General features: G+C 63.1%; 22 protein-coding genes. 6 read left to right on the top strand and 16 right to left on the bottom strand.

All coding sequences use genetic code 11. The features are described from left to right. Window positions 1-185: 185 nt before the first annotated feature. The 9 genes from VG320_RS18825 to VG320_RS18785 form a co-directional block, all read right to left on the bottom strand. Window positions 186-1,409 (bottom strand): tyrosine-type recombinase/integrase, encoded by a 1,224-nt coding sequence (locus VG320_RS18825; protein ID WP_327201595.1) that lies wholly within the window; start codon window positions 1,407-1,409, stop codon window positions 186-188. 429 nt (window positions 1,410-1,838) lie between these two features. Beyond that, a complete protein-coding gene (locus tag VG320_RS18820; RefSeq protein ID WP_327201594.1) occupies window positions 1,839-3,221 on the bottom strand; it encodes a replicative DNA helicase in 1,383 nt (460 codons plus the stop codon). A gap of 194 nt (window positions 3,222-3,415) precedes the next feature. Further along, on the bottom strand, window positions 3,416-3,868 hold the full coding sequence (gene rplI / locus VG320_RS18815; RefSeq protein ID WP_327201593.1) for a 50S ribosomal protein L9: 453 nt from the start codon (window positions 3,866-3,868) through the stop codon (window positions 3,416-3,418). A 26-nt stretch (window positions 3,869-3,894) separates the two neighbouring features. After that, a complete protein-coding gene (gene rpsR, locus VG320_RS18810; RefSeq protein ID WP_327201592.1) occupies window positions 3,895-4,170 on the bottom strand; it encodes a 30S ribosomal protein S18 in 276 nt (91 codons plus the stop codon). A 2-nt stretch (window positions 4,171-4,172) separates the two neighbouring features. Beyond that, window positions 4,173-4,472 (bottom strand): primosomal replication protein N, encoded by a 300-nt coding sequence (gene priB / locus VG320_RS18805; RefSeq protein WP_103705909.1) that lies wholly within the window; start codon window positions 4,470-4,472, stop codon window positions 4,173-4,175. Window positions 4,473-4,520: 48 nt separating this feature from the next. Beyond that, window positions 4,521-4,892, bottom strand: coding sequence for a 30S ribosomal protein S6 (rpsF, locus tag VG320_RS18800; protein WP_028204897.1), 372 nt, complete (start codon window positions 4,890-4,892; stop codon window positions 4,521-4,523). Between the two features lie 213 nt (window positions 4,893-5,105). Further along, on the bottom strand, window positions 5,106-6,026 hold the full coding sequence (locus VG320_RS18795) for an anti-sigma factor (protein WP_327201591.1): 921 nt from the start codon (window positions 6,024-6,026) through the stop codon (window positions 5,106-5,108). Then, window positions 6,016-6,801, bottom strand: coding sequence for an RNA polymerase sigma factor (locus VG320_RS18790; protein WP_327201590.1), 786 nt, complete (start codon window positions 6,799-6,801; stop codon window positions 6,016-6,018). The genes VG320_RS18795 and VG320_RS18790 overlap by 11 nt, the downstream gene beginning before the upstream one ends. 268 nt (window positions 6,802-7,069) lie before the next feature. Next, window positions 7,070-7,981 carry a substrate binding domain-containing protein gene (locus VG320_RS18785; protein ID WP_327201589.1) on the bottom strand — a complete coding sequence of 304 codons (912 nt, stop codon included), beginning with the start codon at window positions 7,979-7,981 and terminating at the stop codon, window positions 7,070-7,072. Between the two features lie 189 nt (window positions 7,982-8,170). On the opposite strand from VG320_RS18785, the gene gcl reads away from it, so the two are divergent. The 3 genes from gcl to VG320_RS18770 all read left to right on the top strand — a co-directional run bounded on the left by gcl (window position 8,171) and on the right by VG320_RS18770 (window position 11,802). After that, on the top strand, window positions 8,171-9,946 hold the full coding sequence (gcl, locus tag VG320_RS18780; protein ID WP_327201587.1) for a glyoxylate carboligase: 1,776 nt from the start codon (window positions 8,171-8,173) through the stop codon (window positions 9,944-9,946). 96 nt (window positions 9,947-10,042) lie between these two features. After that, window positions 10,043-10,840, top strand: a complete 798-nt coding sequence (gene hyi / locus VG320_RS18775) for a hydroxypyruvate isomerase (RefSeq protein WP_327201586.1) — start codon at window positions 10,043-10,045, stop codon at window positions 10,838-10,840. A gap of 53 nt (window positions 10,841-10,893) precedes the next feature. After that, window positions 10,894-11,802, top strand: a complete 909-nt coding sequence (locus tag VG320_RS18770) for a 2-hydroxy-3-oxopropionate reductase (RefSeq protein ID WP_327201585.1) — start codon at window positions 10,894-10,896, stop codon at window positions 11,800-11,802. Between the two features lie 381 nt (window positions 11,803-12,183). Here the strand turns inward: VG320_RS18770 and VG320_RS18765 are convergent, their stop codons facing one another. From VG320_RS18765 to VG320_RS18740, 6 genes are all read right to left on the bottom strand, one after another. Continuing rightward, window positions 12,184-13,203 carry an asparaginase gene (locus VG320_RS18765; protein ID WP_327201584.1) on the bottom strand — a complete coding sequence of 340 codons (1,020 nt, stop codon included), beginning with the start codon at window positions 13,201-13,203 and terminating at the stop codon, window positions 12,184-12,186. A gap of 168 nt (window positions 13,204-13,371) precedes the next feature. Then, window positions 13,372-14,298 carry a CysB family HTH-type transcriptional regulator gene (locus VG320_RS18760; protein WP_327201583.1) on the bottom strand — a complete coding sequence of 309 codons (927 nt, stop codon included), beginning with the start codon at window positions 14,296-14,298 and terminating at the stop codon, window positions 13,372-13,374. A gap of 64 nt (window positions 14,299-14,362) precedes the next feature. Continuing rightward, a complete protein-coding gene (locus VG320_RS18755; RefSeq protein ID WP_327201582.1) occupies window positions 14,363-15,421 on the bottom strand; it encodes a sulfate ABC transporter ATP-binding protein in 1,059 nt (352 codons plus the stop codon). A 2-nt stretch (window positions 15,422-15,423) separates the two neighbouring features. Then, window positions 15,424-16,383 carry a sulfate ABC transporter permease subunit CysW gene (cysW, locus tag VG320_RS18750; RefSeq protein ID WP_327201581.1) on the bottom strand — a complete coding sequence of 320 codons (960 nt, stop codon included), beginning with the start codon at window positions 16,381-16,383 and terminating at the stop codon, window positions 15,424-15,426. Next, window positions 16,380-17,276, bottom strand: a complete 897-nt coding sequence (gene cysT, locus VG320_RS18745) for a sulfate ABC transporter permease subunit CysT (RefSeq protein WP_327201580.1) — start codon at window positions 17,274-17,276, stop codon at window positions 16,380-16,382. The genes cysW and cysT overlap by 4 nt, the downstream gene beginning before the upstream one ends. A 118-nt stretch (window positions 17,277-17,394) precedes the next feature. After that, window positions 17,395-18,438 carry a sulfate ABC transporter substrate-binding protein gene (locus VG320_RS18740; protein WP_327201579.1) on the bottom strand — a complete coding sequence of 348 codons (1,044 nt, stop codon included), beginning with the start codon at window positions 18,436-18,438 and terminating at the stop codon, window positions 17,395-17,397. A 322-nt stretch (window positions 18,439-18,760) separates the two neighbouring features. Between VG320_RS18740 and lexA the strand changes: the two genes are divergently transcribed. The 3 genes from lexA (at window position 18,761) to VG320_RS18725 (ending at window position 20,608) form a co-directional block, all read left to right on the top strand. After that, complete coding sequence (lexA, locus tag VG320_RS18735) at window positions 18,761-19,411, top strand: transcriptional repressor LexA (protein WP_027818325.1); 651 nt, start codon at window positions 18,761-18,763, stop codon at window positions 19,409-19,411. A 56-nt stretch (window positions 19,412-19,467) separates the two neighbouring features. Further along, window positions 19,468-19,845, top strand: a complete 378-nt coding sequence (locus VG320_RS18730) for a hypothetical protein (RefSeq protein WP_327201578.1) — start codon at window positions 19,468-19,470, stop codon at window positions 19,843-19,845. Between the two features lie 79 nt (window positions 19,846-19,924). Beyond that, the gene (locus tag VG320_RS18725; RefSeq protein ID WP_327201577.1) at window positions 19,925-20,608 is read left to right on the top strand and encodes a DUF2939 domain-containing protein; all 684 of its coding nucleotides are present in this window, start codon (window positions 19,925-19,927) and stop codon (window positions 20,606-20,608) included. 80 nt (window positions 20,609-20,688) lie between these two features. Here the strand turns inward: VG320_RS18725 and VG320_RS18720 are convergent, their stop codons facing one another. Beyond that, on the bottom strand, window positions 20,689-21,159 hold the full coding sequence (locus VG320_RS18720; protein WP_327201576.1) for a universal stress protein: 471 nt from the start codon (window positions 21,157-21,159) through the stop codon (window positions 20,689-20,691). Window positions 21,160-21,311: the final 152 nt, after the last annotated feature.

Genomic DNA, 21,311 nt, shown 5'->3' with positions numbered 1-21,311 from the left:
CTGATTCGTAACTGCAAGGTGGTTGCGAGCCAGACGAAGAGGACGGCAAACGCGGCAAGCCCTACTACCGCGAATATTCGATGCGCAGGGCTAATATCTTCACGAAAGACGCTTCCCGCGCGTCGTGGACGATGCGCCATCTTTTTATTACCTCCTGTTTTCTGTCGGCATTCGGCCCCGCGTTGTCAGATGATCGCAACTTTACTCAGTCGCTCCTGAATATTGCTCGGAATGAATTTGTGATAGTGCTTCTGGATCATTTCAACGGAAGTACCGCACAGTCGGGCAACCGTGAACACGTCAATACCTTGCGCCAAACTCTCAGAGATATAGGCGTGGCGCAAATGGTACATAACGATATTCAATGGCAAGCCAAGCTTCGCCGCCAAGCCCTCACCCTTTTTGTTTTCCTCGCTTGCCGGTCGAAACTTCTGTCGAATAATCGAACACCACATATGCGCCTGCCATTGCTCGCCATCGGCACGCGTAAAAATAAACGCCCTTCCGATTTTCCCTTTTGCATTCTCTGCGATGAAGGCGCGCGCCGTGTCGCTCAAATATACGTCACGCCATTTCTTCGTCTTACCCTTCAGCTTCAGAATCCCTGCATCCTTGTCGAAGTGTGCAATTTGCGCCTTCGCCATTTCGCCAGGTCGCGCGCCGGTCATCAATAATGCCGTCGCGAGTTTCTGCAAATCTTCCGGCATTGCACCAATAAACGCTTTGCGCTGCGCTGCCCCAAGAAAATCTTCACGACTCGCGCCCACATCGGGGATTAGCTCGATGCTTTTCCAAGCATCGGCGTCCGACCGGTATTTCTTCTTCACGCCGTAATTCAGAGCAGCCCGGAACGATTTGAAGTTTCGGTTGGCGCTGTCCTGCTTCCGCGCCTTTTCTTCGTCGTCTTCATAATCATCCTCGACAAGTGCGGCGCGCCACTTCAGGACCTGAATTTCCTTCAAGTCCTTGAATCGAGTCTTTCCGATTGGTGCGTTATAAACCAAGCGTTCGAACCGCTTTTCAGCGTCATAGGCAGACTTCGGGCCGCGCTTCTCGCTGATGCGCAGCCACTCCACGTAGACCCGGCAGATATCGGACACAGTTTCGCTACCGTCGCTGATTCCGCGCAACCGTTCCGTATTCCACTCGTTGACTTTCGCGAGCGCGCTAGTGTGCTCGATGCCTGCGGCTTCGGCTGAATCCTGATCGCTACCGATGTTCAGGTACTCATAGCGCGTCTCACCCTCGCCCGCGCGCCGACCGATCCAGTAGCCACCCTTGTCTACTGACCTGCGGAAGCCAAGGTACAAGCCCGCCTGAATTTTCGTCCAGTATGGTTCGCGGCGCGCGATCAGCTTTCCGCGCGCCGTTGGGTTGGTGAGGTTGATTGTTGTCTTCGTCGTCGCCATGCGCACCCCGTTTCTTGTGTACGCGACAGCATACCAAGAGTACGGAGCGGAGTACGGAAAACGTACGGAAAATAATTTCGCGGGTTACAAGCCATGTGGAACACATCTTTCAGACCGAAAGGTCTTAAAAAGCCTACAAATCAAGACCTTATCGAAAATCTTGTATTCCGTTGATGGTGCACTTATAAAGCCGAAACCATATTTATTTGCCCTCGGTGGGCATGAATCGACCGAACATTGGAATCCCGGTAATGGTCTCGAGTTGCCGTCACAAAACGGCAAGATGGCCGTCATAAAACGGCAATATTGTAGCGTTACGGACTGGAGGCCGCACTTGTCGCCGGCTACCCAAGCAGCATTTGCGCCACTATGGCGCAACGGCAATGGGTTCCGGCTTGACTCCAGGTCAAATTCCAGCGTGACGCGATGTCATTCGCTGTAGAAGTTCTGCGCACCCGCAAAATTGTCGAACTTCGTGTATTGACCGTGGAACGTGAGGCGTACTGGCCCGATCGGGCCATTACGCTGTTTGCCGATAATGATCTCGGCGGTGCCCTTGTCAGGGCTGTCGGGGTTGTAGACTTCGTCGCGGTAAATAAACAGGATGACGTCGGCATCCTGTTCGATTGCGCCCGATTCGCGCAGGTCGGACATGACCGGACGCTTGTTGGGACGCTGTTCGAGGCCACGATTGAGCTGCGAGAGCGCAATCACGGGCACGTCGAGTTCCTTGGCGAGACTCTTGAGCGAACGCGAAATTTCGGAAATTTCCGTCGCACGGTTTTCGCCGCCACCCGAACCGCTCATCAGCTGCAGGTAGTCGATGATGATGAGGCCGAGCTTGCCGCACTGGCGCGACAGACGCCGCGCGCGCGAGCGCAGTTCCATCGGGTTCAGACCGCCGGTTTCGTCGATGAAGATCTGCGCCTCGCTCATTTTCTGCACGGCGTGCGTGAGCTTGGGCCAATCTTCGTCCGTCAGGCGGCCCGTGCGCATACGGTGCTGGTCCAGCCGTCCGACCGAACCAAGCATACGCATGATGAGCTGCGTGCCCGGCATTTCCATCGAGAACACCGCGACCGGCAGACCGTACTCCACCGCCACGTATTCGCCGACGTTCATCGAGAACGCCGTCTTACCCATCGACGGACGGCCCGCCACGATGATGAGTTCGCCGCCGTGCATGCCCGAAGTCATGCGGTCGAGGTCGATAAAGCCCGTGGGCGTGCCCGTCACGTCGCTTGGGTTGGCCGTGTGATAGAGCGTGTCGATGCGCTCGACCACCTGGGTGAGCAGCGGCCCGATTTCAAGGAAGCCCTGAGTGCCACGCGCGCCGTCTTCGGCGATCGAGAACACCTTGGATTCTGCCTCGTCGAGCAGCTGGCGCACTTCCTTGCCCTGCGGATTGAAGGCGTCGGCGGAGATTTCGTCGGCCACGGAAACGAGGCGACGCAGCACTGCGCGGTCACGCACGATTTCCGCGTAACGGCGAATGTTCGCCGCGCTGGGCGTGTTCTGTGCCAGCGCGTTCAGGTACGCGAGCCCGCCCACGTCCTCGGCCTTACCCGAGTTGCCGAGCGCTTCGTACACCGTCACCACGTCGGCCGGACGCGAAGACGCAATCAGGCGGCCGATATGTTCGTAGATGACGCGGTGATCGTAGCGATAGAAATCGCTTTGCGAGAGGAAGTCGGCAATCCGGTCCCAGGCGCCGTTATCCAGCAGCAGGCCGCCGAGTACCGATTGTTCGGCCTCGATCGAATGCGGCGGGACTTTCAGCGATTCGAGTTGGGGATCTTTCGGAGCGTTCATGGAGGGCAATTATCGGGCAGCGGGCGAGCGCTCACAAGCTTCAAAAAGCGCAAAAAAGCAGTCCGGCGACAGCGCAACGAGCGCGCGGCAACCGTGCGCGCAACAAAAAAGGCAGAAGCCCTGCGGCTCCTGCCTTTCCTGTTTTCTTGCGTCGCAAGACGGCAAGCGACCCTTGCGGGCCGCCGGCAACGTGCTTAGGCGTGTTCGCCCAGCACCGACACCGTGACGTCGACGAGGACGTCCGTGTGCAGGGCAACCTGCACCGGGTGATCGCCAACCATCTTCAGCGGGCCTTCCGGCAGACGCACTTGCATCTTTTCCACTGCGAAGCCAGCCTTGACGAGTGCTTCAGCGATGTCTGCGTTCGTGACCGAACCGAACAGACGGCCGTCCACGCCAGCCTTCTGGCCGATCTGGACGGTCAGGCCGTTGAGCTTTTCGCCTTCGGCTTGAGCAGCTGCCAGCTTTTCAGCAGCAGCCTTTTCGAGTTCAGCGCGGCGGACTTCGAATTCAGCGATTGCGTCCTTCGTAGCACGGCGTGCCTTCTTGTTCGGGATCAGGAAGTTACGTGCGTAACCGTCCTTGACCTTGACGATGTCGCCCAGGTTACCCAGGTTGACGACTTTTTCCAGAAGAATGATCTGCATTCAATTGCTCCTTATCGCGTCGCTTATTAGGCCTTGTGCTGGTCGGTGTACGGCATCAGCGCGAGGAAACGCGCGCGCTTGATAGCCGTGTCCAGCTGACGCTGATAGTGGGCCTTCGTACCCGTCAGACGTGCCGGCGTGATCTTGCCGTTTTCGCCGATGAAGTCCTTCAGCGTTTCGATGTCCTTGTAGTCGATCTGATCGACGCTTGCAGCCGTGAAGCGGCAGAACTTCTTGCGCTTGAAGAGCGGGTTTTGTTGCTGACGACGCTTGTCGAATTTCTTACCAGTCGGGCGGGGCATGATTAGTCCTTTCCTGTGCCTTGCATTTCGGTGATGTGAAACACCAGGGTTCGCGCATTGCGGTGCTTTTTCGCCAGAAAGCCGGTGAAGAGCGCTTCCACGCCCAACGCACAACTTTCGACCAGACCGCAGGCCTTGCCGGCCGCTACCGCGGGCATCGTCAGTTCGACAAAGCGGGGAATCCCGGCTTCGACGACTTCCGTGCGGTGCTGCAACGTGACGCTCGCAATCGGAACGCCGGCGGGGGTATACCGCACCGGTTCGCGTTCGACGACGCTAGCCGTGAGTTGCAGCCTGTTCACGCAGTGGGCTTAAGCAATGAGTTACGCAAATCCTGATGGCTTACAAACTTAAGCCTGCGCTTCGGTCGGCTGGGCAGCCGCCTTCTTGGCTTCTTCGCGCTGCACTTCCTTCATCATCGGCGACGGGCCGGTTTCGGCCTTCTTCATCTTGACGATGAGGTGACGCAGAACAGCGTCGTTGAACTTGAACGCGTGTTCCAGTTCGTCGAGCGTCGTCTGGTCGCATTCGATGTTCATGCAGACGTAGTGAGCCTTCGCGAGTTTCTCGATCATGTAGGCCAGTTGGCGACGGCCCCAGTCTTCGATACGGTGGATCTGGCCACCGTGCGACGTGATCGTGCCCTTGTAACGCTCGATCATCGCGGGCACTTGCTCGCTTTGATCGGGATGCACGATAAATACGATTTCGTAATGACGCATATTCACTCCTTGTGGATTAAAGCCACCCGGGCGTCGGAACCGGTGCGGCAAGTGAGAAGCCGAAGAGTATAGCGCGGGAAGCCGCCTCCCGCAACTGGATTCAGCGGCGCGCACGTCGTTTCAGGCGTATTTTCAAGGACTTGGCGCGTCGGAGCGGGAGCACGGAAGGCGTACAACGGCGATTCCGGGCGCAAACGCCGCCAGGCGGCGTAACTAGGGGCGAGCCTCCACGCCCGGAGAGCCGTCCGCCAGACGCGCCACGAGCGCCGCACGCAGACCTACCAGCGCATCCGGCCCCGCATCGGTGACGGCCCACCAGGTCATGCCGGCGGCCTGCCAGCGCAGCAGCGCATAGCCGTCGCTCACGCGCGGCGTCGCGCCCTGTTGCCCTTCGCCCGGCTTACCAGGCGTGCCCGACGGGAACACGTACAGGTCGATCACGTGCTTGCGGAAGTGATACACCAGCACGGCGACGCGCTCGCGCCCCACGTAATCGAGCCGCCCGCCCACCAGCGGAAAGCCCTGCGCGGCGAAATCCTCGACCGGCGGCGCATAGTCGATACGTCCGTTGAACCAGGGCTTCACGGTATGCCGGTCGGTGGAGATGACGTCGATATCGCGCCCGGAAATCTGCGCGCGGATATGGCTGGCGACCAGCTCGTCGACGAAAGCGCCGTCGGCGGCGGGAGTACGCAGATGCAGCGTGAGCGCGACGCCGAGCGCGCAAAGCAGCAGCACACCGCTGCCCGCCCAGGCCAGCCCTGCTGTGCCCACGCCTGACGGTCCCGTAGTAGCCGCGCCTGGCCGCAGCCGGTCGCGCCAACCGCGCAAGCCATCAAGCCAGCCACGGCCACGCGCGGGCGCGGCCCTTTCCGGCGTGCGTTCAGAGGGATTTTCAGCGCCGTCTGCCGCGACCACGGGCGGCAACGCGGCGACAATGCGCGCAGCCAGCCCTGCCGGTGCGCGATGATACGGCGCCTCGCGGGTGATACGGGAAACCGCTTCGACCTGCGCTACGGCGCGACGGCACGGCACGCAGCCTGCCAGATGCTCACGCACGCGCCATTCATCGGCGGCGGACAGTTCATGGTCGACGCTGGCGTCGACCAGCGGGCGCGCTTCGTCACAGTTCATCAGGCGCCTCCGTGGTTCGTGGGCCGACGGGGCGATCCTGCGCACGCGCTTCGTGCGCTCCGCCGTCGACGGCCGGCCCCTCGCGGAACCGGCCGTCTGGCCCCCGGCCGGATGGTCTCCAGGCTTTACTGCTACTTCCCCCGACTGCTAAATCGCCATTCTCTTTGCCGCCCCGGCCCGAGTCATGGCCCTGGGCCGCCAGCAGCGCGGCAAGGCGCTTGCGCGCTCGCGCGAGCCGCGACATCACCGTACCCATCGGCACGTCGATCACCGTGGCGATCTCGCGGTACTCCAGCTCTTCCAGTTCGCGCAACACCAGCACTTCGCGATACTCGACCGGCAGGCGCTGCAACGCCTCATGGACGTGGCGCGAAGATTCCGCGCGGATCGCAAGCGTTTCCGGATCGACGCCGCCCGTGTCCCAGCCCTCGGGCGCGACGTCGTCGCGCATTTCGTCGAACGGCGCCACCTCCTGCGCGCCCGCGCGCCGCCGCCACTCGTCGTACCAGACGCGCCGCACGATGGCGAGCAGCCAGGGCCGCGCCTCGTCGCCGCGAAACGTATCGAAGAAGCGAAACGCGCGCAGAAAGGCATCCTGCACGATGTCCTCGGCGTCGCCGGGATTGCGCGAGAGCCAGCGCGCGAGGTTATAGGCCGCGTCCAGATGCGGCAGCGCCAGCGCCTGGAAACGGCGACTACGCGCCGCGACCGCCTGCGCGTCGCCGATCTGCTGATCACCCTGGCCTTCGTGCCGCCCGTTCGCGGTTTCGCCCACGTCGTCCCCTCGTGCCGCACGTCGTTCATCGACATCTCGCGCTGCGTGCCGTCGCGTTGCCTCACTGCATGCATTACCTGCCTGAAGGCCAGTTTATTCCCGCTCGATGCGCCCGAAAACGAAAATAAATCGCGCGGTCAGCCGACGTCCCCAAACGTCGGATCAATACCTCTTTCCCCAAAGCGAGGAGAGCAACATGTCCTGCGCAAACGCCCCACGCAAGCGGGTTCACGCGCCGCAGAGTGATCGTCGCCGGCCAGGTCGTCATTCAGACTACGCCACTCCAGTACCCAGGCCGCGCATACACCTCTTTCAGATAGTCGATGAAATAGCGCACCTTGGCCGGCACATAGCGCTGCTGCGGATAGACGGCAAGAATGTCGTAATCGGGCAGCGCGTATTCATCGAGCACGGTCTCCAGTTCGCCGCGCGCGAGTTGTGCGTCGATTTCCCAGGTCGAGCGCCAACCGAGCCCCAGCCCTTCCGTCACCCAGCGATGCAGCAGTTCGCCATCGTTGCAGTCGAGATTGCCGCCCACGCGCACCGTCGCGAGCTTGCCGTTGCGGCGGAAATACCAGCCACGGTTCTGGCCACCCTGCAGGTTGAAGGCGAGGCAATTGTGGCCAGGCAGGTCTTCGAGTGTCTTCGGCTTGCCGTGGCGGCGGAAATAGTCGGGCGTGCCGCACACCACGCGCCGGTTGGTCGCCAGCTTCACGGCGACGAAGTTCGGATCGACGGCGCCGCCGATGCGAATCGACAGGTCGTAACCCTCGCGCACCAGATCGACCACGCGGTCGGTCAGGTTAAAGGACACCTGTAGCTCCGGTTTATCGGCGAGGAATTCGGGCGCGAGCGGTGCGACGTGCTTGCGCCCGAAGGCCGCCGGCGCCGACACGATCAGATGCCCGTTCACCACCCGCCGCCCGGCCGATAGCTCGTTTTCGGCCTGCTCCCATTCCGCCAGCAGGCCGCGGCAGCGCTCCAGAAACGCGCCACCCTCCTCGCTCACCACCAGCCGCCGCGTCGAGCGGTACATCAGCTTCACGCCCAAGCGCTTTTCCAGCGCGTCGATGCGCCGCCCGAGGATAACCGGCGACACCCCCTCCTCCAGCGCCGCCGCCGCGAGGCTGCCCGCCTCCGCGACGCGCACGAAGGTCTCGATCTGCTTGAAGCGGTCCATGTTTTGTCTCCTGTCCCGTCGGCGTGCCCCGTCCGGCGGACATTCAATACTTTTTGTTTCGAAATAAGCGACTCGGACTGATCTTATCAAACCTTTCGTACGCCCCTACAGTGACCCACAAGCGCTGTATTTCCTGCGCGCTATTTCCAGCGCGCCATCCAAGGTTTTTGCGACATTCAGGAGACAATCATGGCCAAAATGAGAGCCGTCGACGCCGCCGTGCTGGTGCTCGAAAAAGAAGGCATCGATACCGCCTTCGGCGTGCCAGGCGCCGCCATCAATCCGTTCTACTCGGCGCTCAAGAAGGCCGGCAGCATCACCCACGTGCTGGCGCGTCACGTCGAAGGCGCCTCGCACATGGCCGAAGGCTACACGCGTGCGCAGCCGGGCAATATCGGCGTGTGTATCGGCACTTCGGGCCCGGCGGGCACCGACATGATCACCGGTCTCTACTCGGCCCAGGCCGACTCGATTCCGATTCTCGCGATCACGGGCCAGGCGCCGCGTGCGCGTCTGTACAAGGAAGACTTCCAGGCCGTCGATATCGAATCGATCGCCAAGCCGGTCACCAAGTGGGCCGTCACGGTGCGCGAACCGGCGCTCGTGCCGCGCGTGTTCCAGCAGGCCTTCCACCTGATGCGCTCGGGCCGTCCGGGTCCGGTGCTGGTCGACATGCCGATCGACGTGCAGCTCGCCGAAATCGAATTCGACATCGACACCTACGAGCCGCTGCCGGTCTACAAGCCGCGCGCCTCGCGCAAGCAGATCGAAGCCGCGCTCGAATTGCTCAACGCCAGCGACAAGCCGCTGATCGTCTCCGGTGGCGGCGTGCTCAACGCGGCGGCTGAAGACCTGCTCGTGCAGTTCGCGGAAACGGTAGGCGTGCCGGTGATTCCGACGCTGATGTCGTGGGGCGCCATTGCCGACGACCATCCGCTGATGGCCGGCATGGTCGGCCTGCAAACCTCGCACCGCTACGGCAACGCGACGATGCTGGCCTCGGACTTCGTGCTGGGTATCGGCAACCGTTGGGCCAACCGCCACACGGGCAGCGTCGAGGTCTACACGAAGGGCCGCAAGTTCGTGCACGTCGATATCGAACCGACGCAGATTGGCCGTGTGTTCGGCCCCGATCTGGGCATCGTTTCGGACGCCAAGGCGGCGCTCGAACTGTTCGTCGAAGTCGCGCAGGAATGGAAGGCGGCGGGCAAGCTCAAGGACCGCAGCGCATGGGTGGCGGACTGCCAGCAGCGCAAGGCCACGATGCATCGCAAGACCCACTTCGACAACGCGCCGATCAAGCCGCAACGCGTCTACGAAGAAATGAACAAGGCCTTTGGCCGCGACACCTGCTACGTCAGCACGATCGGTCTGTCGCAGATCGCCGGTGCGCAGTTCCTGCACGTCTACAAGGCGCGTAACTGGATCAACTGCGGCCAGGCGGGCCCGCTCGGCTGGACGATTCCGGCAGCGCTGGGTGTACGCGCAGCCGATCCGTCGCGCCCCATCGTGGCGTTGTCGGGCGACTACGACTTCCAGTTCATGATCGAGGAACTGGCCGTGGGTGCGCAGTTCAAGCTGCCCTACGTGCATGTGCTGGTGAACAACTCGTATCTGGGCCTGATCCGCCAGGCGCAGCGCCAGTTCGACATGGACTTCTGCGTACAGCTCGCGTTCGACAACATCAACGCGCCGGAGCTGGAAGGCTATGGCGTCGATCACAAGACCGTGGTCGAAGGTCTGGGCTGCAAGGCGCTGCGCGTGTTCAAGCCGGAAGAGATCGCTCCGGCGCTCAAGCAGGCGCAGTCGATGGCCGCCGAGTACAGCGTGCCGGTGGTGGTCGAAGTGATCCTCGAGCGCGTGACGAATATCTCGATGGGCACAGAAATCGACGCCATCAACGAGTTCGAGGAACTCGCCGAGAAGCCCGAGCACGCACCCACGGCGATTTCGCTGCAGTCCTGATTATCTGACGCAAACGCAAGAACCGCTTTTCGCGCCCAGCAGCCCTGACGCGCGAAAAGCGCTCCACTCACCCACTGACGCCCCGCGAGACCTCTCATGCCGAAATTCGCTGCGAATCTCACCATGCTGTTCAACGAAGTGCCGTTCCTCGACCGCTTTGCCGCGGCTGCCGAGGCGGGCTTCGAAGCCGTCGAATTCCTGTTCCCCTATCCGTTCAAGGCCACTGAACTGGCCGAGCGGCTGGAAGCGAACAACCTCAAGCTCGTGCTGCACAACCTGCCCGCAGGCAACTGGGAAGGCGGCGAGCGTGGCATCGCGTGCCTGCCGGATCGCCGTGGCGAGTTCCAGGAAGGCGTGGGCCGTGCGATCGAGTACGCGAAGGCGCTCAAGGTGCCGCAACTCAATTGCCTCGTCGGCATTCCGACTGCGGGCATCGATCGCGACACCGCGCTTTCCACCATCGTCGATAACCTGCGCTACGCCGCGGGCGAACTCAAGCGCGAAGGCATCCGCCTGCTGGTCGAGCCATGCAATTCGTACGACATCCCGGGCTTTGCGCTGAACCGCTCCGCCGAAGGGCTCGACGTGATCGACAAGGTCGGCTCGGACAATCTGTTCCTGCAGTACGACATCTATCACATGCAGCGCATGGAAGGCGAACTGGCCGCGACCATCAAGAAGCAGTTCGCGAAGATCGCCCACATCCAGCTCGCCGATAACCCCGGCCGCAACGAGCCGGGCACCGGCGAGATCAACTATCCCTTCCTGTTCGATCTGCTCGATTCGCTCGGCTACACGGGCTATGTCGGCTGCGAGTACAAGCCGAAGACGACCACCGTCGAAGGTCTCGGCTGGCTGCGTGGCGCACAGCAGCGCGCGGCGGAGCTTGCCTGAAACACATTTGACTCGCATTCGACTCGCATTTGACTCATACGGAGACACACAAGATGGCAAAGATTGGTTTTATTGGCCTGGGCATCATGGGCGCGCACATGGCGCGCAACCTTCTGAAGGGCGGCCATACGCTGGTCGTGAACGGCAAGTATCCGGTGCCGGACGATCTGCGCACGACCACCACCGTAGTGGCCGATTCGACCGCCGTGGCGCAGGCTTCGGAAATCGTCATCGTGATGGTGCCGGACACGCCGGACGTGCAGAACGTGCTGTTCGCCGATGACGGCGTCGCCAAGGGTCTGTCGGCCGGCAAGCTGGTGATCGACATGAGCTCGATCTCGCCGCTGGAAACGCAGCAGTTTGCGAAGCAGATCAACGCACTGGGCTGCGACTACCTCGACGCACCGGTCTCGGGCGGCGAAGTCGGCGCGCGCGAAGCGACGCTCTCGATCATGGTCGGCGGCCCGCAAAAAGCCTTCGATCTGGCCAAGCCGCTGTTCGAGATCATGGGCAAGAACATCTCGCTCGTGGGCGACAACGGCGCGGGTCAGACCACCAAGGTCGCGAACCAGATCATCGTTGCACTGAACATCGAAGCGGTCGCTGAAGCGCTGCTGTTCGCGGCGCGCTCGGGCGCGGATCCGGAGCGCGTACGCAAGGCCCTGATGGGCGGTTTCGCCTCGTCGCGCATTCTTGAAGTGCATGGCGAGCGGATGACCAAGCGCACGTTCAATCCGGGCTTCCGTATCGAACTGCACCAGAAGGACCTGAACCTCGCACTCGATGGCGCGCGCAAGCTCGGCATCGCCCTGCCCCACACGGCCAGCGCCCAGCAACTCTTCAGCGTGTGCGCAGCGAACGGCGGCAAGGCATGGGATCACTCGGCGATGATTCGCGCGCTTGAAATCATGGCGGACTTCGAAATCGCCGAAGCGCCGGAGTCGAAGGCCAAGGCTGCTTAAGTTTCATCGGTAGTAGACGAAGCGATGCGCGCGTGGGCCCGTGCGCATCGCCTCTCGAAGCTGTTCCAAGGAAGCGGCCGCAGTACGAAAACACGAATTCAGGCTGGCGCGGCACGATGCACGCGACGGCCGCAGGTGGGGCGCTTCGTGGCGGCGGCAACCGCTGCGAGGCAAATCGGGGCCGCTCTGGGCTGAGAGCGGCCAGTGGGGTCCGAAAGCGGCACCCGGCGACGACGGGGAAGCCTTGGTCGGTCAGACGTCGTCATCGGGTGTCCGCGTACGGATCGCAATACGCCGAAGCACATCGGAAATGGAAAAAGGCCTGGCGGATAGACTCCGCCAGGCCTTTTGTCGTTTTCAGCAGCCCGAAGCGCCGTTCGATTAATACGTGTCGAACACGCGTTGCAATGCCGCCTTTTCGCTCGTGCCTGCGGCCAGCGCCAGCATCAGCAGTACGCGTGCCTTGAACGGGCTAAGCGTGCCCGCCGACACGAAACCGAGCGCATCGTCCTTCGCCGCGCCGTTGTGCATCACGTGCCCCGAACCCACGCGCGACGCACGCACGACGGCAATGCCTTTGGCCACCGCATCGGCCAGCGCCTGCTGCAGCGTCGCGTGGATCGAGCCGTTGCCCGTGCCCGCCACGATGATGCCGCGCACGCCCGCGCTCACCAGCGCATCGACGGCGATACGCGAGACGCCCGCGTAACTCGTGACGATTTCCACATGCGGCCACTCGATGCCTGCCGCGAACGGCACATCGACCGTGTGCGCACGCAGAGCGCGGCGCTGGAATTCGACGCGGCCATCCTGCACCCAGCCCAGCGCGCCGATCTCGGGCGACTGGAACGCATCGACTGCGTAAGTGCTGATCTTGGCCACGTCGCGCGCACAGTGGATGCGGTTGTTGAACGCCACCAGCACGCCCTGCCCGGCGGCCTTGCCGCTGGCCGCCAGCGCCACGGCGTTGAGCAGATTGAGCGGGCCATCTGCCGACAATGCCGAAGCCGGTCGCATCGCCGCCGTGAGGATCACGGGCTTCGCGCTTTTCACGGTGAGGTGCAGCACGTAAGCGGTTTCTTCGAGCGTATCGGTGCCGTGCGTGATGACGACGCCGTCGATATCGTCGCCGGCAAGCAGTTCGTTCACGCGCTGCGCAAGCGTGCTCCAGAGCGCGAACGACATGTCCTTGCTGTCCACGCTGGCGACCTGCTCGGCGTGGATCTGCGCGTGGGCGTCGAGACCCGGCACGGCCGCCAGCAGTTGCGCGACGCCGATCACGCCGGCCTGATAGCCGGCGGTATTGGCCGCGTCGGGCGCGGAACCCGCGATGGTGCCGCCAGTGGCGAGCACGGCGATGCGCGGCAGGGCCGCGGCTTGGGGGGTAGCGGAAGTAGTCATGGCCGCGATTTTAAGCGATCCTTCGCGCGGTGCGTTTCTGGCAAAAAACCCGCCCCGCCCCGCCCCGTCGCGGCTTCAGGCGAACGTCCGTGCAGAAATCGGAAATGAAAACGGCGGCGCGCAAGGCGGGCCGCCGTCGGACACTACATCCCGCGCCTCACAACGATCTCAAACCGCTTCGCGCAACTGGCTGGCGATCTGCTGCTCGTTGAGTTGCGGCGCGAACATCTCGATGAGGCGGTACGCGTATTGGCGCAGGAACGCGCCCTTGCGCAGACCCACCCGCGTGGTGCTCGCCTCGAACAGATTTTCCGTATCGAGCGCGACGAGTTCGCTATCGCGCTTCGGATCGTAGGCCATCGCGGCCACGATGCCGATCCCCATGCCCAGCTCGACATAGGTCTTGATCACGTCCGCGTCGATCGCGGTGAGCACGACGTCGGGCACGGTGCCCGCCTTCGCGAACGCCTGGTCGATATGCGAGCGGCCCGTGAAATCCTGGTCATAGGTGATGATCGGATACTCGGCGATCTCTTCGAGCGTGAGGTTTTCGCGGCCCACCAGCGGGTGCGTCTTCGGCACGACCACCACGTGGTGCCACGAATAGCACGGGAACGTCACGATATCGGGGAAACGGTCGAGCGCTTCGGTCGAGATGCCGATGTCGGCCTCGCCGTTGATGATCATCTGCGCGATCTGCTGCGGGTTGCCCTGGCGCAGCGCCAGATGCACCTTCGGGAACACCTCGCGGAACTGGTGCACGACCTTGGGCAGCGCGTAGCGCGCCTGGGTGTGCGTGGTCGCCACCACCAGGTGGCCGCTATCCTGATCGGCGAACTGGCGGGCGACGCGGCGCAGGTTCTCGGCGTCGAGCAGCATGCGTTCGATCAGCTGATGCACGGCCTTGCCCGGCTCCGTGAGGCCCGTGAGGCGCTTGCCGCGGCGAATGAAAATATCGACGCCAAGCTCGTCCTCCAGATCCTTGATCTGCTTCGAGACACCCGACTGCGACGTGTAGAGCACGTTCGCCACTTCGGTCAGGTTCATGTTCTGCCGTACGGCTTCGCGCACGAAGCGCAACTGCTGGAAATTCATGTTCTTCTCTCCGGAACTGCCGACCTGTTTTTTTGCTCGTTATTGTTGATACGCTGCCGTGAACTCATTGCGCCGGAAAAACGCGCAGCCCGCGCGGCACGGCCGTCACGCCGTCGCCCACGTTGAGGTTGAGCGAGCGCCACGCTTCGCGGTCAAGCTGCGCTTCGAGCGCGCCGCCGGTGCGGCTTTCCAGCTCAACACGCACCGATCCGCCCAGCGTCACCACGCGGCGCACGTCCACGACGATGCCGTCGCGATGATCCGCCGCGTCGCGATGCAGCACGATATCGTGCGGACGCACATAAGCGAGCGCCGGACCTTCGAAATGCGCCTGCACGGCGATCGGCTGCGCTGCGCCGTCGGCGACGAAACCGCCCGCCGCCACCTTGCCGCGCAGACGGTTCGCCGCGCCCAGGAACTCGTAGACGAACGCCGTCTGGGGATGATCGTACACGTCCTGCGGGCTGCCGACCTGTTCCACATGGCCATGATTCATCACGACGATGCGATCGGCCACTTCGAGCGCCTCTTCCTGGTCATGCGTGACGAAGATCGTCGAGATATGCAGATCGTCGTGCAGACGGCGCAGCCAGCTACGCAATTCCTTGCGCACCTTGGCGTCGAGCGCGCCAAACGGCTCGTCGAGCAACAGCACCTTCGGCTCCACCGCCAGCGCACGGGCCAACGCAATACGCTGGCGCTGGCCGCCCGACAGTTCCGACGGATAGCGCTGCGCGAGCCAGTCGAGTTGCACGAGCTTGAGCAGTTCATGCACTTTTTCGCGAATCTGCGCCTCGGACGGACGCTCGCCGCGCGGCTTCACGCGCAGGCCGAACGCCACGTTCTCGAACACGGTCATGTGGCGGAACAGCGCGTAATGCTGGAACACGAAGCCCACCTGGCGCTCGCGCGCACCGGCCGCGCCCACATCCTGGCCCTGCAGCACGACCTGGCCCGCATCGGCGTATTCGAGGCCCGCGATCACGCGCAGCAGCGTGGTCTTGCCACAACCGGAAGGCCCGAGCAGCGCAACGAGTTCGCCCGGGGGAAAGTCGAGCGAGACGTTATCGAGGGCGGTGAAGTCGCCAAAGCGCTTCTGCAAATTGCTGACGGTGATGCCCATGATTACAGCTCTCCAGGTTGAAGCGATTGTCTCGATTGGTGTGCAGGTTGCGAAGACTGTGCAACGGCTTGCGCCGCCGGTCCGGCGAAGGCCGGCACATCCTCATCGCGCAGTGCGGCGTTCATATGGCGCTCAGCGAGCAGCTTCAAACCGAGCGTCACGAGCGCGAGCAGCGCCAGCAGCGAAGCCACGGCAAACGCCGCCGCGAAGTTGTATTCGTTGTAGAGAATCTCCACATGCAGCGGCATGGTGTCGGTCTGGCCGCGAATGTGGCCCGACACCACCGACACCGCGCCGAACTCGCCCATCGCGCGCGCATTGCAGAGAATCACGCCATACAGCAGACCCCAGCGGATATTGGGCAGCGTCACGCGGCGGAACATCTGCCAGCCCGAAGCGCCCAGCACGTGCGCGGCTTCCTCCTCGTCGTTGCCTTGCGCCTGCATCAGCGGAATCAGTTCGCGCGCGACGAACGGGAACGTCACGAAGATCGTCGCCAGCACGATGCCGGGCACGGCGAAAATGATCTGCACGTTATGGTCTTCGAGCCACGGCCCCAGCCACCCCTGCGCGCCGAACATCAGCACGTAGATGAGGCCCGAGATCACCGGCGAGACCGAAAACGGCAGATCGATCAGCGTGGTGAGCAGCGCCTTACCGCGGAAGTCGAACTTGGCGATCGCCCACGAGGCCGCAAGACCGAAGGCGCAGTTCAGCGGCACGGCGATCGCAGCCGTGATCAGCGTGAGCTTGATGGCGGCGAGCGCGTCGGGATCGGCGAGCGATTCGAAATAAAAGCCGATGCCCTTTGAGAGCGCCTGCCAGAACACCGCCACGAGCGGCACCACGAGGAACAGCGAGAGAAACACCAGCGCGATGCCGGTCAGCAGCCAGCGCACCCACGGCGCTTCGGTGACGGGATCGGGACGGCCGGCCTGTGGCTTGCGGATAATCGTGCTCATTGCGCGCCTCCCGTGACCGGCGTGACCGACGTGTTTGCGGGCGCAGCGCTCGCAGCACCTCGGCTCGTGCGCCGCTGCAGATACCACTGCAAGGTGTTGATGAAGAGCAGCATCAGGAACGACACGCACAGCATCACGACAGCCAGCGCCGTGGCGCCTGCGTAGTCGTATTGCTCAAGCTTGGTGATGATGAGCAGCGACGTGATTTCCGACTTCATCGGCACGTTGCCGGCGATGAAGATGACCGAGCCGTATTCGCCCAGCGCGCGCGCGAACGCGAGCGCGAAACCCGTGAGCAGCGCGGGCAGCGCGGCCGGCAGCACGACGCGGCGAAACGTCAGCCAGCGCGACGCGCCCAGGCACGCGGCGGCCTCTTCCTGCTCGCGCTCGAACTCTTCGAGCACGGGCTGCACGGTGCGCACCACGAACGGCAAGCCGATGAAGGTCAGCGCCACCAGCACCCCCAGCGGCGTAAACGCGATCTTCAGCCCGAGCGGCTCAAGGAACTGGCCGATCCAGCCATTGCCCGCGTAGACGGCGGCCAGCGAGATACCCGCTACGGAAGTCGGCAGCGCGAACGGCAGGTCGACGAGCGCGTCGATCACCCGCTTGAACGGGAACGTGTAGCGCACCAGCACCCACGCCAGCAGGAAGCCGAACACGGCGTTGATAAGCGCCCCGCCGAGCGCCGAAAAGAACGTCAACCGGTACGACGCGATCACACGCGGCGACCACACCGCGCGTACGAACTGCGCCCAGTCGAGCGTGGCGGTCTTGAGGAAGGTCGCGGCAAGCGGGATCAGCACCACGAGGCTCAGATACGCCACCGTGATGCCGAGCGTCACGCCGAACCCGGGCAAGGCGCCTGGTTTCTGTAATCGGAACGTCGTCATGCTCTATCTCTTCACATGGGTTGCGCCTGGCGCATCGGGGCGATGCGCTACGCGGCAAAGGCGCGCCTCTTGGGGCGCGCCTTGTTTTATGCTGCTTTTCTGGCTACGGCTGTGCTGCTTATTGCGGCTGATAGATCGAATCGAACACGCCGCCATCGGCAAAATGCGTCTTCTGTGCGTTGGTCCAGCCGCCGAACGTATCGTCCACCGTGTACAGCTTGAGCTTCGGGAACTTCGACGTGAGCGCCGCCGGCACCTTGTCCGAACGCGGACGGTAGAAGTTCTTCGCGGCGATCTCCTGACCTTCCTCGCTATAGAGGAACTGCAGATACGCTTCGGCGACCTTGCGCGTGCCCTTCTTCTCGACCACCTTGTCCACCACGGCAACCGGCGGCTCGGCCAGAATGCTCACCGAAGGCACCACGATCTCGAACTTCTCCGGCCCGAACTCCTTGAGCGAGAGGAACGCCTCGTTTTCCCAGGCAATCAGCACGTCGCCGATACCGCGCTGCACGAAGCTCGTCGTCGCGCCGCGTGCGCCCGAATCGAGCACGCCGGCGTTCTTGTAAAGCTTCGAGACAAACTCCTTGGCCTTCTGGTCGTTGCCGCCCGGCTGGTGTTCCGCGTAGGCCCAGGCCGCCAGGTAGTTCCAGCGCGCGCCGCCCGAGGTCTTCGGATTGGGCGTAACGATCGACACGCCCGGCTTGATCAGATCGTCCCAGTCCTTGATGTGCTTCGGGTTGCCCTTGCGCACGAGGAACACGATCGTCGAGGTGTACGGCGAGGCGTTGTCGGGCAGACGCTTTTGCCAGTCCTTCGCGACGATGCCCTTGTTGGCGAGCGCGTCGATATCCCAGGCCAGCGCCAGCGTCACGACGTCGGCCTGCAGGCCGTCGAGCACCGAACGCGCCTGCGCGCCCGAGCCGCCGTGCGACTGCTTGATGGTGAGCGTTTCGCCTGTCTTTGCCTTCCACTGCTTGATGAAGGCGTCGTTGACGTCCTGATACAGCTCGCGAGTCGGATCGTAGGAGACATTGAGCAGCGACGTGTCCGCGTGCGCGGCCGGCGCCATCGCGGCCATACCCAACAGCGGCGCGGCGCCAATCACCAGTTTTGCCGCCAGAGTCTTCAACCAGGTACGCCCCGTAGTGCCTTGTTTCATCCCGCTTTCTCCGTGTTGTCGTCGTGCGTGTGTCGTGCGTTCGTCTTTTTGTTGCGTTCCGTCGCTGCGTTTTTGTTGGTGCAGCGATCGATGGAGGCCAGTCTAGCGATTGGCTTACATTATTAAAAATGATGTTTTCTCATTTTTTAATACGCAAAAGTGGTAAGGGCGGAGGAAACGTCTGTTGCGGCCGCTTTTCGTCCGTCAGACCATCGCAAAACGCCGTTCTAGCGGCGGCCAAACGTCAAAGTTCAAGTAACACTTGAAAAGCGGCGAGTACTGTATAAAAATACAGCTACCTGTTCAAACATACAGTGTCGACATGACCAAACTCACCGCACGACAGCAGCAGGTTTTCGATCTGGTTCGCCGCGCGATCGAGCGCACCGGCTTTCCGCCCACGCGCGCCGAGATCGCCGCCGAACTCGGCTTCAGCTCGGCCAACTCGGCAGAAGAGCATCTGCGCGCCCTCGCACGCAAGGGCGTGATCGAACTGGCTGCGGGCGCTTCGCGCGGCATCCGCCTGATGCCGGGCCCGGACGACCTGCCGCACCAGTTCACGCTGCCGCACGCCAGCATCATGCAGCTCTCGCTGCCGCTCGTCGGCCGCGTGGCGGCGGGCAGCCCGATCCTCGCGCAGGAGCATATTTCGCAGAACTACGCATGCGACCCGGCGCTTTTCTCCAGCCGCCCCGACTACCTGCTGAAAGTGCGCGGGCTGTCGATGCGCGACGCGGGCATCCTCGACGGCGATCTGCTCGCCGTGCAGAAGAAAGCTGAAGCGAAGGACGGCCAGATCATCGTCGCGCGTCTGGGCGACGACGTGACCGTGAAGCGTTTGAAGCGCCAGCCCAACGGTATCGAGCTGATCGCCGAGAACCCCGACTACGACAACATCTTCGTCGCGGCCGGCAGCGCAGAATTCGCGCTCGAAGGCATCGCCGTCGGTCTGATCCGTCCCACCGAATTCTGATAATTCCGACCGCGCCGCGTCAGCGCCTGGTCCGCGCACCTTCTGGAGAGAGAGTCATGGAACGTCTTGCCCGCCTGTTGCCCTTCCGTCAATTCGGTCGTCTGCGCCATCTGCGCGGGATCGCATCGTGCGCAATGCGCGAAGCGCGCGCCTCGGCGGCGGCGCTCAATGGCTCGCTCTTCGAAGACATCGATCAGGCGTGCGCGCCGGAACTGCCGCCGCTGCCGCAGTTGCCCTCCGCCCAGCCCGCATTTGCGCGCGTGTCGCTCAACAGCACGCTGAATACGGAACAGCCCGATCGCCGCGCGCCGGTGCGCGTCTATCACGGCCCGTCGCGGCTCATCATGGTCGGCACGATGGATGCGGTGTGCCGCGCGATCGACCGCTGCATCGCCGAGCAAACCGGCGATATGCCGGTAGCGCTGGCAAAGTAAGTGCGGCAATCAGGAATCGAGGGATCGTTTTTGCCTGCGGGCGGTCAACTTCTCATTGAAACCTGACCCGCCCTACTCGATGACCGATACGACTACACGCCCCACCTCAAACTGGAAGAAGCCTGTCGCGATTGCGGTTGCCGCGATCGTCGTGGTGACTGCGCTTGGCTACGGCTATGCCTCGCCGTATCTCGCGCTCAATCGCCTCAAACAGGCCGCCGACGCGCGCGACGCCGTGGCATTGAACGAATACGTCGATTACCCGGCGTTGCGCGTGAGTCTCAAGCAGCAGGTTGGAGAGATGCTGCAGCGGCGCATTCAGGCGCAGCACAGCAGCAATCCGCTGCTGATGCTCGGCGCTGTGATTGGCGTAGCGCTGATCGGGCCGCTCGTGGATGCGTACGCCACGCCTGAAGGCGTCGCCGCGCTGCTCAATGGCATGCCGCCAACGGGCAAGCCCGGCGAGCGCCCCACGCCGCCGCCGCCGCCGCCCGGCACGCAGGCTTCGTCCGCGCCGGCTGAATCGACGCCGACCGCCCCCGCGTCTGCTCCCGCGAATGCGGATACCGCTGTGCCGCCACCGCGCGCGCAAACTTCAGCGGGCTATCGCAGCCTCAACGAGTTCGCCGTGACATGGCAGCGCAGCGCGACCAGCGAGCGCTATGCCGCGATCCTGCAGCGGCACGGGCTGTTTTCGTGGAAGCTTGCAGCGGTGGAATTGAACCCGACCGATACGGGTGACGGCGCAAGCGCGCCGCAATAAACGAACTCGCCCAGCCATGGCGGCCGGGCGCATAGTGAACCAGCGAAACCAGCAGAACCAGCAGAACCAGCGCAGCGCGGTTAAGCAGCCGCCTGTTGCTGTTTTTCCTCGGCAGCCGAGGAACACGCCACCAGAATGCTGCACGACACGCGGTCGAGCAGCGGCGTGTTGCCCGCGCCCATCCACCAGCGCGACAGGCCCGTGCGGCAGCGATGCCCCACCACCACCAGATCCACCTGGAGTTCGGTGGCCAGATTCGCAATCTCGTCGATCGGATGGCCGAATGCGAAATGGCCCTGCGCGCGCACGCCGCGCTCGGTGAGCCAGTCCACGCCTTCCTGGAGGATTTCGCGCGCGGTTTCCTCGAAGCGTCCGCACGCCACGTCCGTCAGCAAACCTGCGCTCTGCGCGATGGTCGAGCGCATGTCCACCACCGACAGCAGATGCGTTTCCGCCTGCAGATCCAAAGCCAGATCGGCGCCACAACGCAGCGCCTTGCGGCCCTCGCGCGAGCCGTCGTAACACAACAAAATCTTCTTGTAGCTCGCCATGATCGCTTCTCCCCACCCGCTCGAAACGCAGGTCGTACCTGCATGATGGTGCGCCGCAATTACGCACGCAAGGGCTGGAAAACGCCAGGTGTGTGGCAAATAAGCGGCAACCTGCCGTGCACCGTTTTAGCGCCTCGAAAGCCCCACGGCAT

Source organism: Paraburkholderia sp. (assembly GCF_035948235.1).
Taxonomy (GTDB): domain Bacteria; phylum Pseudomonadota; class Gammaproteobacteria; order Burkholderiales; family Burkholderiaceae; genus Paraburkholderia.
The sequence above is the reverse complement of the archived record's forward strand: the minus strand, read 5'-3'. Positions and strand labels throughout refer to the sequence as shown.

Bases quoted from the DNA above. Each gene is read 5' to 3' on its own strand.
- rpsR (WP_327201592.1), bottom strand. From the start codon at position 4,170: ATGCCCCGCCCGACTGGTAAGAAATTCGACAAGCGTCGTCAGCAACAA.
- VG320_RS18740 (WP_327201579.1), bottom strand. From the start codon at position 18,438: ATGAAACAAGGCACTACGGGGCGTACCTGGTTGAAGACTCTGGCGGCA.
- rpsF (WP_028204897.1), bottom strand. From the start codon at position 4,892: ATGCGTCATTACGAAATCGTATTTATCGTGCATCCCGATCAAAGCGAG.
- cysW (WP_327201581.1), bottom strand. From the start codon at position 16,383: ATGAGCACGATTATCCGCAAGCCACAGGCCGGCCGTCCCGATCCCGTC.
- rplI (WP_327201593.1), bottom strand. From the start codon at position 3,868: ATGCAGATCATTCTTCTGGAAAAAGTCGTCAACCTGGGTAACCTGGGC.
- VG320_RS18795 (WP_327201591.1), bottom strand. From the start codon at position 6,026: ATGAACTGTGACGAAGCGCGCCCGCTGGTCGACGCCAGCGTCGACCAT.
- VG320_RS18720 (WP_327201576.1), bottom strand. From the start codon at position 21,159: ATGGCGAGCTACAAGAAGATTTTGTTGTGTTACGACGGCTCGCGCGAG.
- VG320_RS18765 (WP_327201584.1), bottom strand. From the start codon at position 13,203: ATGACTACTTCCGCTACCCCCCAAGCCGCGGCCCTGCCGCGCATCGCC.
- VG320_RS18825 (WP_327201595.1), bottom strand. From the start codon at position 1,409: ATGGCGACGACGAAGACAACAATCAACCTCACCAACCCAACGGCGCGC.
- lexA (WP_027818325.1), top strand. From the start codon at position 18,761: ATGACCAAACTCACCGCACGACAGCAGCAGGTTTTCGATCTGGTTCGC.
- VG320_RS18820 (WP_327201594.1), bottom strand. From the start codon at position 3,221: ATGAACGCTCCGAAAGATCCCCAACTCGAATCGCTGAAAGTCCCGCCG.
- cysT (WP_327201580.1), bottom strand. From the start codon at position 17,276: ATGACGACGTTCCGATTACAGAAACCAGGCGCCTTGCCCGGGTTCGGC.
- VG320_RS18730 (WP_327201578.1), top strand. From the start codon at position 19,468: ATGGAACGTCTTGCCCGCCTGTTGCCCTTCCGTCAATTCGGTCGTCTG.
- VG320_RS18770 (WP_327201585.1), top strand. From the start codon at position 10,894: ATGGCAAAGATTGGTTTTATTGGCCTGGGCATCATGGGCGCGCACATG.
- hyi (WP_327201586.1), top strand. From the start codon at position 10,043: ATGCCGAAATTCGCTGCGAATCTCACCATGCTGTTCAACGAAGTGCCG.
- gcl (WP_327201587.1), top strand. From the start codon at position 8,171: ATGGCCAAAATGAGAGCCGTCGACGCCGCCGTGCTGGTGCTCGAAAAA.
- VG320_RS18760 (WP_327201583.1), bottom strand. From the start codon at position 14,298: ATGAATTTCCAGCAGTTGCGCTTCGTGCGCGAAGCCGTACGGCAGAAC.
- VG320_RS18755 (WP_327201582.1), bottom strand. From the start codon at position 15,421: ATGGGCATCACCGTCAGCAATTTGCAGAAGCGCTTTGGCGACTTCACC.
- VG320_RS18785 (WP_327201589.1), bottom strand. From the start codon at position 7,981: ATGGACCGCTTCAAGCAGATCGAGACCTTCGTGCGCGTCGCGGAGGCG.
- VG320_RS18725 (WP_327201577.1), top strand. From the start codon at position 19,925: ATGACCGATACGACTACACGCCCCACCTCAAACTGGAAGAAGCCTGTC.